Annotated in this window: 14 protein-coding genes; 7 read left to right on the forward strand and 7 right to left on the reverse strand. The window is 74.0% G+C overall.

Annotation, left to right across the window (positions count from 1 at the left end):
• Window positions 1-131 precede the first annotated feature (131 nt).
• Entirely contained in the window at window positions 132-578 is a 447-nt protein-coding gene (locus CCN35_RS15825) for a hypothetical protein (protein WP_067398074.1), read from the reverse strand.
• A 239-nt stretch (window positions 579-817) separates the two neighbouring features.
• Between CCN35_RS15825 and CCN35_RS15830 the strand changes: the two genes are divergently transcribed.
• From CCN35_RS15830 to fxsA, 4 genes are all read left to right on the forward strand, one after another.
• On the forward strand, window positions 818-1258 hold the full coding sequence (locus CCN35_RS15830) for an Lrp/AsnC family transcriptional regulator (protein WP_067398077.1): 441 nt from the start codon (window positions 818-820) through the stop codon (window positions 1256-1258).
• A gap of 151 nt (window positions 1259-1409) precedes the next feature.
• The gene (locus tag CCN35_RS15835; RefSeq protein ID WP_067398079.1) at window positions 1410-3014 is read left to right on the forward strand and encodes an amidohydrolase; all 1605 of its coding nucleotides are present in this window, start codon (window positions 1410-1412) and stop codon (window positions 3012-3014) included.
• A gap of 555 nt (window positions 3015-3569) precedes the next feature.
• Complete coding sequence (locus CCN35_RS15840) at window positions 3570-4376, forward strand: polyprenol monophosphomannose synthase (RefSeq protein ID WP_086793211.1); 807 nt, start codon at window positions 3570-3572, stop codon at window positions 4374-4376.
• A gap of 41 nt (window positions 4377-4417) precedes the next feature.
• Window positions 4418-4966 carry an FxsA family membrane protein gene (gene fxsA, locus CCN35_RS15845; RefSeq protein WP_067398083.1) on the forward strand — a complete coding sequence of 183 codons (549 nt, stop codon included), beginning with the start codon at window positions 4418-4420 and terminating at the stop codon, window positions 4964-4966.
• Window positions 4967-5240: 274 nt separating this feature from the next.
• On the opposite strand, the gene CCN35_RS15850 is transcribed toward fxsA, so the two are convergent.
• From CCN35_RS15850 to yczE, 4 genes are all read right to left on the reverse strand, one after another.
• Entirely contained in the window at window positions 5241-5615 is a 375-nt protein-coding gene (locus CCN35_RS15850; RefSeq protein WP_067398085.1) for an RNA polymerase-binding protein RbpA, read from the reverse strand.
• Between the two features lie 277 nt (window positions 5616-5892).
• Window positions 5893-7248 (reverse strand): MFS transporter, encoded by a 1356-nt coding sequence (locus tag CCN35_RS15855; protein WP_067398087.1) that lies wholly within the window; start codon window positions 7246-7248, stop codon window positions 5893-5895.
• A gap of 71 nt (window positions 7249-7319) precedes the next feature.
• Window positions 7320-8087: a glycerophosphodiester phosphodiesterase family protein gene (locus CCN35_RS15860; RefSeq protein ID WP_067398089.1), complete on the reverse strand. Its 768-nt coding sequence runs from the start codon at window positions 8085-8087 to the stop codon at window positions 7320-7322.
• A complete protein-coding gene (yczE, locus tag CCN35_RS15865) occupies window positions 8084-8776 on the reverse strand; it encodes a membrane protein YczE (protein ID WP_067398091.1) in 693 nt (230 codons plus the stop codon). Before yczE ends, CCN35_RS15860 begins: the two co-directional genes overlap by 4 nt.
• A gap of 97 nt (window positions 8777-8873) precedes the next feature.
• Between yczE and CCN35_RS15870 the strand changes: the two genes are divergently transcribed.
• Window positions 8874-10373 carry an SCO1417 family PLP biosynthesis transcription factor gene (locus CCN35_RS15870; protein ID WP_086793213.1) on the forward strand — a complete coding sequence of 500 codons (1500 nt, stop codon included), beginning with the start codon at window positions 8874-8876 and terminating at the stop codon, window positions 10371-10373.
• 144 nt (window positions 10374-10517) lie between these two features.
• On the opposite strand, the gene CCN35_RS15875 is transcribed toward CCN35_RS15870, so the two are convergent.
• Window positions 10518-12098 (reverse strand): hypothetical protein, encoded by a 1581-nt coding sequence (locus CCN35_RS15875; protein ID WP_067398095.1) that lies wholly within the window; start codon window positions 12096-12098, stop codon window positions 10518-10520.
• A 37-nt stretch (window positions 12099-12135) separates the two neighbouring features.
• Window positions 12136-12330: a hypothetical protein gene (locus tag CCN35_RS15880; protein WP_067398097.1), complete on the reverse strand. Its 195-nt coding sequence runs from the start codon at window positions 12328-12330 to the stop codon at window positions 12136-12138.
• A 313-nt stretch (window positions 12331-12643) separates the two neighbouring features.
• Between CCN35_RS15880 and CCN35_RS15885 the strand changes: the two genes are divergently transcribed.
• Window positions 12644-13036 carry an ankyrin repeat domain-containing protein gene (locus CCN35_RS15885; RefSeq protein WP_067398099.1) on the forward strand — a complete coding sequence of 131 codons (393 nt, stop codon included), beginning with the start codon at window positions 12644-12646 and terminating at the stop codon, window positions 13034-13036.
• A gap of 368 nt (window positions 13037-13404) precedes the next feature.
• On the forward strand, window positions 13405-14823 hold the full coding sequence (locus CCN35_RS15890; RefSeq protein WP_086793232.1) for a HEAT repeat domain-containing protein: 1419 nt from the start codon (window positions 13405-13407) through the stop codon (window positions 14821-14823).
• Window positions 14824-14892 lie beyond the last annotated feature (69 nt).

Here is a 14892-nt window from a genome sequence, read left to right on the forward strand (position 1 = left end):
GACGCCCCGGGCCCGCACACGGACCCGGCGCCACGGAGGCCCGGCGGCCGGAGCCCCGCGGTGGGCCCGCACCGTGACGCGGGCCGGGACGGGGCGCGGAAGCGGGGTCCGCGGGAACGGGGCGGTGCCGCTCAGGCGGCGTGACGGCGCATCGGCGGGACGCGCATCGGGCGCGAGCCCGGGCCGCCGACGTGCGAGAAGGGCTGGGTGCGCCAGTCGAACCCCTGAGGAAGCGTCAGCAGCAGGGCGGTGTCCTGCTCCTGGGGCGCGAAGGACTCGTCCGCGGGGCGGGCGTCGGACGCCCGGCGGCCGGTACCGGAGCAGACCGTGAGCCCGAACGGGTTCCACGGGGAGGCGCACAGCGCGTGCTCCGGCAGAACCTCCTCGTCCGCGAGCAGGGCGATGGGCTGCGCGCACTCCGGGCAGATCACCCGGTACATCTCGAAGGTGTCGTAGGGATCGGGCTCCTCGCCGTCCAGGGCGTCGTCGGCGTCGGACTCCCGCCACTGGGGCGGGATCCCGGGCGCCGGCTGTCGCCGCTTGGACATGGAACGACCAGGGCGCTTGACACTCTGCATGGGATTCTCCCCCTAGAACTGGGCCGTGAAGGCGCTGCGGCCTCGACCACAGCAAGCACTTCCCGTCCGGTCCCGGCGGTAATCACGAGAACATCACGGAGAGCCTCCAGGGTGTGTGGCGTTCGTCACATGCCACCCGCAGGTGCCCGTCGCAGGGACCTTTGCGGCCTCACGAACGGGTGCATGAACCGGGGCGCTGAGCTGTCCGGGGGAACGGGCGCCCGGTAGGTTCTAGCGCCATGGAGGAGCTGGACCGACAGATCGTGCAGCTGCTCGTCAAGGACGGGCGGATGAGCTACACCGACCTGGGCAAGGCCACGGGCCTGTCCACGTCGGCCGTGCACCAGCGGGTGCGGCGGCTGGAGCAGCGCGGCGTCATCCGCGGATACGCCGCGGTCGTCGACCCCGAGGCCGTGGGGCTGCCCCTGACCGCCTTCATCTCGGTCAAACCCTTCGACCCCAGCGCCCCCGACGACATCGCCGACCGCCTGGCCTGCGTCCCGGAGATCGAGGCCTGCCACAGCGTCGCCGGCGACGAGAACTACATCCTCAAGGTCCGTGTGGCCACCCCGCACGAGCTGGAGGAGCTCCTGGCACGGGTCCGCACGCTGGCGGGCGTCTCCACCCGTACGACGGTGGTCCTGTCGACCCCGTACGAGGCCCGGCCTCCTCGCATCTGATCACCCGCCGGGCGGGACCGCGGACCGCGTCCGCCTCCGGCCCGTCCGGTCCATCCGGTCCGGCCCGTGTCCGCCCGCGGGGTCACCCGCCGGCCCCCCGTCCGCCGGGGTGGGTGCGCCGGTGCCCCGAGGGGGCGGGAGACTGGTGCCCATGAGCGAGCGCACTGCTGAAGACCGGACCGTACTTCTTCGCCGGGGCCAGATCCACAGCCCCGCCGACCCGTTCGCGACCGCGATGGTCGTCGAGGCGGGACAGGTGGCGTGGGTCGGCTCGGAGGGCGCGGCGGACGCGTTCGCGGACGGCGTCGACGAGGTGATCGACCTGGACGGCGCCCTCGTCACCCCGGCGTTCACCGATGCCCATGTGCACACCACCGCGACCGGTCTCGCGCTCGTCGGCCTGGACCTGTCCGACGCCCCCTCCCTGGAGGCGGCACTGACCCGGGTGCGGGAGTTCGCCGCCGCCCGCCCCGGCGACCGCGTGCTGCTCGGTCACGGCTGGGACGCGGCCCGCTGGCCCGGCGGCCGTCCCCCCACGCGCGCGGAGCTCGACGAGGCCACCGGCGGCCGTCCCCTCTACCTCAGCCGGATCGACGTCCACTCCGCCGTCGTCACCACGGCCCTGCTCGACCTGGTGCCCGAGGACCTGGGACCCGTGGACGGCCCGCTGACCGGCGACGCCCACCACGCCGTCCGCGCCGCCGCGTTCGGCGCGGTCACCCCCGCCCAGCGCACCGAGGCCCAGCGCGCCGCGCTCGCCCACGCCGCCTCCCGGGGCATCGGGACCGTGCACGAGTGCGGCGGCCCGCGCATCTCCTCCGAGGAGGACTTCACGGGCCTGCTGGCGCTCGCCGCCGAGGAGCCGGGGCCCCGGGTCGTCGGCTACTGGGCGGAGGAGGACGCCGACAAGGCACGGGAGCTCGGGGCGTTCGGCGCCGCCGGCGACCTCTTCGTCGACGGCTCCATCGGCTCGCACACCGCCTGTCTGCACGCGCCGTACGCCGACGCCCCCCACACCGGGACCGCCTACCTCGACGCGGCCGCCGTCGCCGCCCATGTCGTGGCCTGCACCGAGGCGGGCCTCCAGGCGGGCTTCCACGCCATCGGCGACGCCGCCGTCACCGCCGTCGTCGACGGCATGCGCGCCGCCGCCGACAAGGTCGGCCTCGCCCGGATCCGCGCCGCCCGGCACCGGGTCGAGCACGCCGAGATGCTCACGCCCGAGACCATCGCCGCCTTCGCCGAACTCGGCCTGACCGCGTCCGTGCAGCCCGCCTTCGACGCCCTGTGGGGCGGTGAGGACGGCATGTACGCCCGGCGCCTGGGCGCCGAGCGGGCCCGGACGCTGAACCCCTTCGCGGCGCTGCTGCGCGCCGGCGTCCCGCTCGCCTTCGGCTCCGACAGCCCCGTCACCCCGCTGGACCCGTGGGGCACGGTCCGTGCGGCGGCCTTCCACCGCACCCCCGAGCACCGCGTCTCGGTGCGCGCCGCGTTCACCGCGCACACACGGGGCGGCTGGCGGGCGGTCGGACGGGACGACGCCGGAGTCCTGGTGCCGGGCGCCCCCGCGGACTACGCGGTGTGGCGCGCCGGCGACCTCGTCGTCCAGGCCCCCGACGACCGGGTCGCGCGCTGGTCGACCGACCCGCGCTCCGGCACCCCCGGGCTGCCCGACCTCACCCCCGGCCGTGACCTGCCCGTCTGTCTGCGGACCGTGGTGGGCGGGCGGACCGTGTTCGTACGGCCGGGCGAGTGATCTCCCGAGGCGGTGCGGGACCGCCGGTCACCGGCCGCCGTTTCGTCGCGCGACCTGAGCATCCTGTGCGTCGGCCGGGCGCGGAGGAACGTTCGCCCGGGGCGGCCGTCCGGTTGACAGACGACGGCGGGGGACGGGTAGGTTCTGCCGGGTCCATCACCGGACGCCCGGCCGGGGGACCCGCGTACCCGCGTCACGGCGTCGCTGGGTCAGGGGCGGTGCGCCGCACGGCGGCACCGCCACCGGGAGCCAGGCCCAGCGCCCGCGGCGGCGGAGCGGTCCGGACGGCCGGCAAGGTGTGATCCGGGTGTGACCCGGGTGGGGCCCGGGCGCTCAGTAGACAACGGCTTTCGGTCGATCCGCAGCCAGCGGGTCCCAGGTCGGCCCGAAGGGCACCCGGCCCCCATCCGCCGGACGAAGAGCCGCCACACGCTCAAAACGGTCATCCCTACCCCGTTGCCGCCCGTTCGACACCCCTGAACGGGCGTCGTGTCACGCTTCCGCAGGTCGGGCCCACTAAGGTGGTCCTCTGCGTACGGACATGAAGGGGCAGCAGTGAACCACGGCGACGGCACCCTCGCGGCTGGGGCCCAGGACAGGCGGTTCGGGCCGCTCGGCACGGCCTTGGTGATCATTCCGACCTACAACGAGGCCGAGAACATCAAGCCGATCGTGGGCCGGGTGCGCAAGGCCGTTCCCGAGGCGCACGTCCTCGTGGCCGACGACAACAGCCCCGACGGCACCGGCAAGCTCGCCGACGAGCTGGCGGCCGAGGACGACCAGGTCCACGTGCTGCACCGCAAGGGCAAGGAGGGCCTGGGCGCCGCCTACCTCGCGGGCTTCCGCTGGGGACTGGAGCGCGACTACGGCGTCCTGATCGAGATGGACGCCGACGGCTCCCACCAGCCCGAGGAACTGCCCCGGCTGCTGACCGCGCTCAAGGGCGCCGACCTGGTGCTGGGCTCCCGCTGGGTGCCCGGCGGACGCGTGGTGAACTGGCCCAGGACCCGCGAGTTCATCTCCCGCGGCGGCAGCATGTACTCCCGTCTCGCCCTCGACCTGCCCCTGCGGGACGTCACCGGCGGCTACCGTGCCTTCCGCCGGGAGACGCTCGAGGGCCTGGGCCTGGACGACGTCGCCTCGCAGGGCTACTGCTTCCAGGTCGACCTGGCCCGCCGCGCCGTCAAGGCCGGCTACCACGTGGTCGAGGTCCCCATCACCTTCGTCGAGCGGGAGCACGGCGACTCCAAGATGAGCCGTGACATCCTCGTGGAGGCCCTGTGGCGGGTCACCGCGTGGGGCGTGAAGGAGCGGGTGACCAAAATCACCGGGCAGGGCGGCAGGAACAGGGGCCGGAGGTAGTGCTTATCCGGTACTGAGCCGGCGCCGGGCACACTGGGGGTATGACAACAGGCGCTCCGACCCCTCCGCGCTCCTTTCGGCCCCGGCACTCCCGGCTGCGCAGGTATCTGCCCCTGGGCGTCGCGGCGTGGCTGGTCCTGGAGATCTGGCTGCTGACCCTGATCGCGGGTGCGACGAACGGGTTCACGGTCCTGCTGCTGCTGGCGGCCGGCCTCGTCCTCGGGGCGGCGGTGATCAAGCGGGCCGGACGGCGCGCCTTCGAGGAGCTGAGCGAGACCCTGCAGCGGGGCGGCGTCCCCTCCGCACGCCGTGGCAGCAACGGACTGACGATGCTGGGCGGCCTGCTGCTGATGATCCCCGGCGTGGTCTCGGACGCGGTGGGGCTGCTGCTGCTCCTCTCGCCGGTCCAGCGGGCGGTGAGCGGCTACGCCGGGCGCAGGCTCCGCACCTCCGCTCCCGGCACCCTGGGCGACGTCTTCCAGCAGGTCCGCATCCACCGTCCCGACGGCAAGGTGGTCCAGGGCGAGGTCATCAGGAAGGAGCCGGCGGACGACGCCTCGCAGCAGCAGCGTCCCCCGCTGACCCGCTGAGGTCCCTGCCGGCCCGGTGGGGCGGCTGCCCCGGCCCGGTGGGGGTGACCAGGGCATGACACGCACTGTCCGGCACCCGCGGCGGCCGTGAACCGGGGCAGACCCCTCGGGGACAGGGGCTTTCCCGGACGTGCGGGTTCCCCGGGCATGCGGGACCGGGCCGCGGGCACGGGATCGGTTGCGCGGGCACACGAAACCGCGGGCACCGCACGCCGCCGTGCGGTGCCCGCGACCACATCAGGTGCGCCGCGGTGGGGCCCAGGCCCCGCGGGGACTACGCGCTCTTGCGGCTGTCCCGCGGGTGGACGGCGATGTTCATCGCACCGCTGCGCAGGACGGCCAGGCGCTCCTCGAGGACCTCCTCGAGCTCCTCCCGGGTGCGCCGCTCCATCAGCATGTCCCAGTGCGTGCGGGCGGGCTTGGTCTTCTTCTCCTCCGGACCGTCGCCGTTCACCAGAAGTGCCTGGCCTCCGCAGACCCTGCACTCCCACTCCGGCGGGATCTCCGCCTCGACCGAGAAGGGCATCTCGAAACGGTGCCCCTTCTCGCATGCGTACTCCACGGCCTGGCGCGGAGCCAGGTCGATACCGCGGTCCGTCTCGTAGCTGGTCACCACGAGGCGCGTGCCGCGAAGAGCTCGCTCACTCATGAATCGTGCCTCCCGGGCTTGTCGCCCACAGGACAGGTGTCGCTGTCGTCGTCATCCGGTCAACGTCCGGTCGGCGGTAAAGATTCCCGTTCCGAGGTCCCGTTCCGGGTCATGCGTCGCCGTCGTAGCCGCAGCCTTGTCAACCAGTGCAGTACCCACCGACGCCCGGTTTGTCACATCTGCAGGGAGATGTCACCCAGCGTTCTGTACTCTTCGGCGCAGTAACGGTACGCCTGGCAAGCCAAATGCGCACCCTACCGCTCTTTCGCCTCGAGCGCTAAATCCGGCCAGGAACCGGATTGCCCGCGTCGGCGATCGCACGCCCCACCGGGATCCGGGCCAGCAGCACGAACCCGATCACGAAGAACGCCACCAGCGACACGACCGCGTCCCGGTAGCTGCCGGTCAGCTGGTAGGTGAGCCCGAACAGCAGCGGCCCCAGCCAGCTCATGCCGCGGTCGCTCATCTCGTACGCCGCGAAGTACTCGGCCTCCTTGCCGGGCGGGATCAGATGCGAGAACAGCGACCGGGACAGCGCCTGGCTGCCCCCGAGGACCAGCCCGATCCCGGCGGCCAGGACGAAGAACCACAGCGGCGCCCCGGCCGGCAGGAAGTACCCGGCCGCCAGCGTCGCCGTCCACGCGGCCAGGGACCCGAGGATCGTGCGCCTGGTCCCGCAGAGCCGGGCCAGCCGTCCCATGCCGAGCGCCCCCGCGACCGCCAGCACCTGCACCATGAGCACCGCCGTGATGAGCGTCGACTGGCTCAGGCCGAGCTCCCGGGAGCCGTACACCGAGGCCTGCGAGATCACCGTCTGGATGCCGTCGTTGTAGACGAGGTAGGCGAGCAGAAAGGCCAGGGTGAGCGGTTTGTTCCGCATGTCCCGCACGGTCGACGCCAGCTGCCGCCAGCCGTGCACGGGCGGTGCCGCGGAGGTTCTCGCCGTACGGCGGTCGCGCAGCCGCTTCAGCGGGACGAGCGCGAAGAGACCCCACCACAGACCGGCCGAGGCCAGGCAGATGCGCACGGCCATCGCCTCCGAGATCCCGAAGGAGTCGTGGGCGGTGAACAGCGCCAGGTTCGCCAGCAGGACCAGGGCGCCGGCCGCGTAGCCGAAGGCCCAGCCGCGCGAGGAGACCGCGTCGCGCTCCTCGGGCGGGGCGATCTGCGGAAGGTAGGAGTTGTAGAGGACCATCGAGACGGCCACCGACGCATTGGCGACGATCAGCAGCAGACCGCCCAGCAGATAGCGGTGGCCGTCCAGGAAGAACAGTCCCGTGGTGGCGCCGGCGCCCACATAGGCGGCGGTCGCCAGCAGGGGTTTCCTGCGGCCGGTGCGGTCGGCCGCCGCACCCGCGAACGGCATCAGCACGATCGCCACGACGACGGACACCGAGACGCAGTACGCGAAGAACGACCCGGCCCGCACCGGGATCCCCAGCGGGTGCACGAACCCGTCCGCGTCCGCCGCGGACTCGGCGACCGCGGTGAGATAGGGGCCGAGGAACACGGTGAGCACGCTGGTCGAGTAGACGGAGCACGCCCAGTCGTAGAAGTACCAGCCGCGCTGTTCGCGCCGCCGCTGCGCCGCCTCGTCGGCCGTCTGCCGCGCCCGCACGGTGTCCCCGCCCATCCCCTGTCCCTCGCTTCCCCGCGGTGCCGCCGGTGCCGGTCCGCGACGACGGGCCGGGGACGGCCGGGGCCTCAGGCCCAGACGCCCCGGTCCTCCATGACCTTCCGCAGCGTGTCGATGTGATCGGTCATGATGCCATCGACCCCCAGGTCCAGGAGCCGGTGCATCTGCGCGGGATCGTTGACGGTCCACACGTGCACCTGCAGCCCGCGTGCGTGCGCGGCGCGGACGAACGACGGGTCGACCACCGGAATCCCCGAGTGGGAGACCGGCACCTGCGCGGCCACCGCGGACCGGCGCAGCACCGCCGGCAGCCCCCAGGACCGCAGGCGCAGCCCCAGGACCCCGCGCGTGCCGTACGACGTCGCAAGGCGCGGCCCGGCCAGCCGCTGGGCCCTGGCCACGCGTGCCTCGGAGAACGAGCCGACACAGACGCGCTCCCACGCGTTCGTCCGCTCGATCAGGTCCAGCAGGGGGAGCAGGGCGGGCTCCGCCTTGACGTCGACGTTCCAGCGGACCTCGGGGAAGGTCTCCAGCAGCTCCTCGAACAGCGGCACCGGCTCCAGGCCCGCCACGCGCGCCTGCCGGACGTCCTGCCACGGCAGGTCCGCGATCCGGCCCGTGCCGTCGGTCACCCGGTCCAGGGTCGCGTCGTGGAAGGCGACGAGCCGGCCGTCCGCCGTGGCGTGGACGTCGGTCTCCATGTAGCGGTAGCCGAGGCCGGCCGCACGCCGGAACTGCGCCACGGTGTTCTCCAGGCCGTCGGCCGCCCCGCCGCGGTGCGCGAAGGGGATGGGCCCCGGGTGGTCGAGGTACGGGTGGCGTACGGACGTGGTCACGGATGCAGTATCGCCCGTTCGGGTGGCGTCGCGGCATCGGCCGGGGTGCCGGCGGGTGCCGCCGGGACGGCGAACAGACGCAGGAACAGCTGGGCCAGCGGACCGATGGCCAGCGCGTACAGGACCGTACCGACGCCGATCGTCCCGCCGAGGGCGAAGCCGGTGACCACGACCGTCACCTCCAGGACGGTGCGCATCAGACGGATCGAACGGCCGGTGCGCCGGTGCAGCCCGGTCATCAGCCCGTCCCGCGGACCGGGCCCGAAGCGGGCGGCGATGTAGAGACCGGTGGCCATGCCGTTGAGGACGACGCCCGCCACGAGCAGGGAGACGCGTACGGCCAGGGAGTGGACGCCGGGCAGCAGGGCGAGGGTGCCGTCCATGGCGAGACCCACCACGACGACGTTGGAGACCGTGCCGAGTCCGGGGCGCTGACGCAGCGGGACCCACAGCAGCAGCACCACCGCGCCGACGACGACCGTCACCACGCCGATCGTCAGACCGGTGCGCTCGGCCAGCCCCTGGTGCAGCACGTTCCAGGGCTCCAGGCCCAGACCCGCCCGGACGAGAAACGCGGAGCTCACGCCGTACAGCGTGAGTCCCGCGTAGAGCTGGACCAGCCGTCGTCCGAGCCGGGTCCGCGGCGTCCGTCCCGTCCGTGTCGTGTGTGTCGTCCGTCTCGGCACCATGTCCCCCTGGTGGTGGAAGTGGCCTGGCCGCATGACACTCTGGAGCGGGGAGAGAAAACCCATCCATGGCCAATTCGGGAAAGGTGGACTGGTCGCCATGGCGCAGTGGACCTCGGTGATGGGAGCCGCACAGCTCGCCCGGCTGCTCAAGTCCCAGCAGTCCCGCCCGGCGGGCCCCGGCGGCCGCCGCCCGCCCGTCTACCGGACGCTCGCCGACGGCATCCGGCTGCTGGTGCTCGAAGGCCGGGTTCCGGTGGCCGCCCGGCTGCCCGCCGAGCGTGAGCTGGCCCTGGCCCTCGCCGTCAGCCGCACCACGGTCGCCGCCGCCTACGAGGCCCTGCGCACGGAGGGCTTCCTGGAGTCCCGGCGCGGTGCGGGCAGCTGGACCGTGGTGCCGGCCGGCAAGCCGCTGCCCGCGCGCGGGCTCGAGCCCCTGCCGCCGGAGGCGCTGGGCTCGATGATCGACCTGGGCACCGCAGCCCTGCCGGCCCCGGAGCCGTGGCTCACCCGGGCCGTGCGGGGCGCGCTGGAGGAACTGCCGCCCTACGCCCACACGCACGGCGACTACCCGGCCGGACTGCCCGCGCTGCGGTCGATGATCGCCGAGCGGTACACCGCGCGCGGGATCCCCACCATGCCGGAACAGATCATGGTGACGACGGGGGCCATGGGCGCCATCGACGCCATCTGCCACCTCTTCGGGGGCCGCGGCGAGCGCATCGCCGTGGAGTCGCCCTCCTACGCCAACATCCTGCAGCTGATGCGGGAGGCGGGGGCCCGGCTGGTGCCCGTGGCCATGGCCGAGGGGCTGGCCGGATGGGACCTGGACCGCTGGCGCCAGGTGCTGCGCGAGGCCGCACCCCGGATCGCCTATGTGGTCGCCGACTTCCACAACCCGACCGGCGCGCTCGCCGACGAGGACCAGCGGCGCCGGCTGGTGGAGGCGGCGCGCTCGGCGGGGACGGTGCTCGTCGTCGACGAGACGATGAGCGAGCTGTGCCTGGAGCCGGACCTGGAGATGCCGCGGCGGATGTGCGGATTCGACCCCGCCGGATCCACGGTGATCACCGTCGGCTCGGCCAGCAAGGCCTTCTGGGCCGGGCTGCGCATCGGCTGGGTGCGGGCCGCCCCCGACGTGATCCGCAGCCTGGTCGCCGCCCGGGCCTATGCCGACCTGGGCACGCCGGTGCTGGAGCAGCTGGCCCTGACCTGGCTGTTCACCACCGGCGGCTGGGAGGAGGCCGTGCAGATGCGGCGCGGACAGGCCCGCGGCAATCGCGACGCCCTGGTCGCGGCGGTCCGGCGGGAGCTGCCCGGCTGGGGGTTCGAGGTCCCCGACGGCGGCCTCACCCTGTGGGTGCGCACCGGCGGTCTGTCCGGATCCCGCATCGCCGAGGCCGGTGAACGCGTCGGCGTCCGGGTCCCCTCCGGCCCCCGCTTCGGCGTGGACGGCGCCTTCGAGGGCTACATCCGGCTGCCGTTCACGGTCGCCGGGGCGGTGGCGGAGGAGGCGGCCGCCCGCCTGGCGGAGGCGGCCCGTCTGGTGGAGGCGGGGATGCCGGCGGGCAACGGGACTCCGAGGACGTTCGTGGCGTAGCGGCCGCACCGTCGCACTCGACCGCGGCGGCCCGGCCGCGGGACGGTCCGGGCGCAGGTGCTCCGGCCGCGGAAGGCGGCGAGGCGCCCACTCGAAGAGGCCCGGCCGGCCGGGTCACCGGTCGGGCCGAGGAGGCCCGGCCGGTCACGAGGGCTTGACCAAGGAGGCCCCGGTGCCCGCGGCCGCACCCTCCGGCACGGTCTGCCCGTCGGCCGGTGTCGTCCTCGGCGGCAGGAGGTCGAGCACGGCCTGCCGCCACGCGTCGCTCACCGTGTCGTCGTAGGGGTCCGGCGTCGCCGGCACCTGCAACCGGTGCACCGCCTTCGTCCCCAGCCGCGCATACCCCCGCCCGGCGGGCACGGCCGCCGGCGGCGTCGTGTGCGGCGGCGCCCCCAGCACCGCCTCGATCTGCTGCGCCGTCGCCGCCCCGAGCACCACGCGCGCGTGGGTGTGCCGCCGCACCGCGTCGCTCAGCGCCTCGGCGTTGTCGAGCTGCTCCGCCACGACGACCGTCACCCCCACCGCACGCCCGTGCCGCAGCGGCACCTGCAGCAGGTCCTGCGGGTTCGTGCGCCCCTCCGCGGCGGCCAGATGCGTGAACGTGGCCGGCCGGTCGAGCAGCAGCCACAGCGGCCGTCTGGTGTCCTTCGGCGGCGGCTGTCCCGCCTGCCGCGCACGGCCCACGGCGATCAGCCGGCGCTCGGTCTCGGTGGCCGCCCACTCCAGGCTCGCCAGCACCCCGGACAGCCCGCACTCGACCGCGAGCACCCCGTCCCGGCCGACCAGACAGGCGTACTCGCCGGTGCTGCCGCCGTCGGCGATCACCACGTCGCCGTGCTGGAGGGCCTGCAGCGCGACGGACCGCAGCAGGGTCGACGTGCCGCTGCCGGGCTGTCCCAGGGCCAGCAGGTGCGGCTCGGTGGAGCGCGGGCCCGTGCGCCAGACGACCGGCGGCACGTCCCGCCTCTCCTCGCCGCAGGTGAGGGGGAGGGTGCGCTGGACCTCGCCGGGGTCGGTGAAGCCGAGCACGGTCTCGCCCGGAGCGGTGACGAAACGCTGGGCCGCGATGCCGGTGGGCAGCGGTGCGAGCGCGGTGACCGTCAGCTGGTTGCTCTCCTCGTCCCAGGTGAAGAGGTACTCGCGGCCGCGCCCGGCCTTGGCGGCCAGCAGGCGCTCGATGCGCGTGCGGGACTCGGGCTCGCCGTCGGTGAAGTACGCGGGGTAGCGGACCACCAGGTGACGGATGCGGCCGGAGTCGTCGAACTCGTGGGCGGGGAAGGCCTTCTCCCACGCGCCGCCGTGGGAGTAGAGCGGCTCGGGGTCCTCGGCTGCCGAGAAGTACGGGACCAGGGCCTCGTACAGCGACGCCAGGCGCTGGACGCGGGAGGCGTCGGGTCCCTCCGGCTGCCGCGGGGTGCGGTCGCGGCCCTGCCAGGCCGCCACCGCCATCAGCGCGACGGCGGCGAGCAGCGGGCCGTACGGCACCGTCACCACCACCAGGAGCACGGAGGCCACCAGGAACAGCAGCGGTCCACGCCGGTCCTTCGGGGTCTTCGACCACGTGCGCCGTGCGGCCCCGGCCAGCCGGCGCAGACCACGGGTGACGACGATCAGCGGGTGGAGGACGTCGGCGGCGTTGTCCACCGCCGTCCGGGCCAGCTCCCGGCTCCGGGCGAGCTGCGCGCCGCCTGTGCTCAGAATGCGGGGGAGGGGGCGCCGGGCCACTGCTGCCTCCTGGAAGTGCGAACGGGCGGGAGCGGCGTCAGAACCTCACACCGCCGAGCAGGCTCGCCAGGCTCTCACCGCCGGCCTTGATGCTCGGGGCGATGGCCGTGCTCGCCAGGTAGAAGCCGAACAGGGCCGATACGCACGCGTGGGAGGGCTTCAGTCCGTCCTTGCGGAAGAACACGAAGACGATGATGCCGAACAGAACGACGCCTGAGATGGAGAGGATCATGTGAGGTCACTCCTGGTGTCGAGGGGACAGTCACCCTGAGTCCTTCCAGGATCACAGCATGTGTCTATATGACAAAAGGTGCAAATGGGTGGAATTTTCGCCGTTTCATGCGCTCGGCGGAGGCGGATGAGCCGGTCGAGCAGCACTGTTGCACGGGGCGGTCTCTGCGGTGATCTTTGCCTCGGGAGCATCCGGCTCATGTGCCGCGCGAGCCAGTACGCTGGCGATTCACCCGGACGGCCCCGGCCGTGCGTGCCGCCGTACGGGTGCTCCCCGCAGTAACCGACATGCGCAGTGAGAGGCGGTCCGGCCGATGAGCGAAGCCCCCGACCCCGAGGTCGTGGAGCTGGCGACCAAGATCTTCGATCTGGCCCGACAGGGGCGGACCGAGGCGCTCGCGGCGTATGTCGACGCGGGTGTCCCGGCCAACCTCACCAACGACCGCGGCGACTCCCTGGTGATGCTCGCCGCCTACCACGGCCATGCCGACACGGTCCGTGCGCTGCTGGCCCGCGGCGCCGACGCCGACCGCATCAACGACCGGGGCCAGACCCCCCTCGCCGGAGCGGTCTTCAAGGGCGAGGAGGAAGTGATCAGAGCCCTTCTGGAAGGCGGCGCCGACCCCTCCGCCGGTGTGCCGTCGGCCGTCGACACGGCCCGGATGTTCGGCAGGACCGAGCTGCTGGAGCTGTTCGGCGAGCAGTGAGCTCTCCCCCCGGGCCGGGGCCGGCGCTCCGTCCCCTCCGGCCGGACGCCGGGGCGACTGGCCGGACGCCGGGACGACTGGCCGGACACCGGGGCGGAAACGAGGGAGGCGGTCCGGGGCCGCCGGAAATTTCGGTCGCGGCGGCGCGGACGCCGGGTCATCATGACGTCGTGATTCACGGACGCGACGGCTGGGCAGGTGTTGCCGCACCACGCGGACCGTGATGCGGCCCGCACGGGCCACCGACGAGAGGCAGAGGAAGATGGTCTACAGCAAGCAGCGGACGGCGGGCGCCCCGACGTGTTGTCGCGCGGCCAGGTAGTGCGTGGTCCCCGGTTGCGTCGACGCTTGATGTGAGGCTGTTTCCCATGTTCGATCCGGTCATAGCGCCCAGCGGCACGCTGCTCGGCCTGCTGCAGCGGGGCCGCGGCGACGGCACGCTGCACGCGCTCACCGCCCCGCGTGCCGAGGCGCTCGCGGCGTTGAACCACTGTGTACTGCACGATCCCCGCCACGACTGGCAGGTGGAGAACCGCTCCCTGTACTACGCCCGGCTCTTCCTCGACCTGAACGGCGAACTGGACGGGATCGAGGCCCACCTCTTCGGCCCCGAGGACGCCCTCGACACCGACGAGGCGCGCACCGGCCTCGCCCTCGCCGTCCTCGGACACCTCGCCTCCTACGGCAGGCGCGACGCCCTCGTCCTGCTGCGCAGGTACGCGGCCACGGGCACCAACTGGGCCTGGGCCCTGGACGAACTGGCCCTCCGGGACGACGACGCCGGGCTGCGCTCCCTCGCCGCCCCCGTCCTCGCCCGTTTCCCCGCCGACGCCGAGGGCGAGGCCGCGCTGGCCGCGGCCGTACGCGACGCCTTCGAACCCCGGCCGTGGCGGCTGTGGGCCGACGACCCGCGCGCATCGATCGCCGCACGGGTGCGGGCCGCCCTCGAGGCCGGCTGCTTCGACCGCTGGGAGCGGCAGCTGCGCTCCGCCGGGCCACGCCCCGGATGGAGCGTGCAGGCGGTGTTCGAGTGGGCCCGGCAGGGCGCCGAACGCGGCGCCGCCCTCCACGTCCCGGCCGCCCGGTGCCTCGCCGCCGTCGCCGGTCCCGAGGACCGGCCCCGGATCCTCCGCGCCGCCCGGGAGGGCACCGACGCGGTCCGCTGCACGGCCCTGCGCTATCTCGCCGACAGCGACGACCCCGCCGCCCTCGACCTGATCGAGTCGGCCGTGGCCGACGGCTCGGCCACCGTGGTGGAGGCCGCCGTCGACGCCTTCGAACGCATGCGCGGCGCCGCCGCCGTCGACCGGGCGCGCGGCTGGGCCCGCCGTCCCGGCCCGCTGGGCGCCGCCGCCGGACGCGTGCTCGCCTGCCGCGGCGGGACCCGGGACCGCGCCCTCGTCCTCGCCGCCCTCCGGGAGGCCGTCCGGGGCGAAGGCCCCGACGCGCCCACGCTGTGGACCCTCGTCGACGGCGCCGGACGCCTCGGCATCACCTGCGCCGCCCCCGTCCTGCGGCACGTCTACCGCGAGACCGCCTCCTCCCATCTGCGCGGCCGGGCCGCCCGCGCCCTGGCCGCCACCGACCCCTCCTTCGCCACCGGATTCGCCGTCGAGTGCCTGTGGGACTGCGAGGAGACCACCCGCGAACTGGCCGCCCGGCACGCCGAGACCGGTGACGCCCGTGTCGTCGAGCGACTGCGCAGGCTCGCCGCCGACCCGGCCGAGGAGGCCGAGGTCCAGACCGCCGTACGCAGCCGGATCGGACCGGACCTGCCCGCCGCGTGAACGGCCCCGTGACCCGGAACCCGCCACCGTGCGAACCCCCCGTGCCCCGGACGCCAGGGCCGCGGGACG

Origin of the sequence: Streptomyces thermovulgaris (genome assembly GCF_002155915.1) — a bacterium.
Classification (GTDB): domain Bacteria; phylum Actinomycetota; class Actinomycetes; order Streptomycetales; family Streptomycetaceae; genus Streptomyces; species Streptomyces thermovulgaris.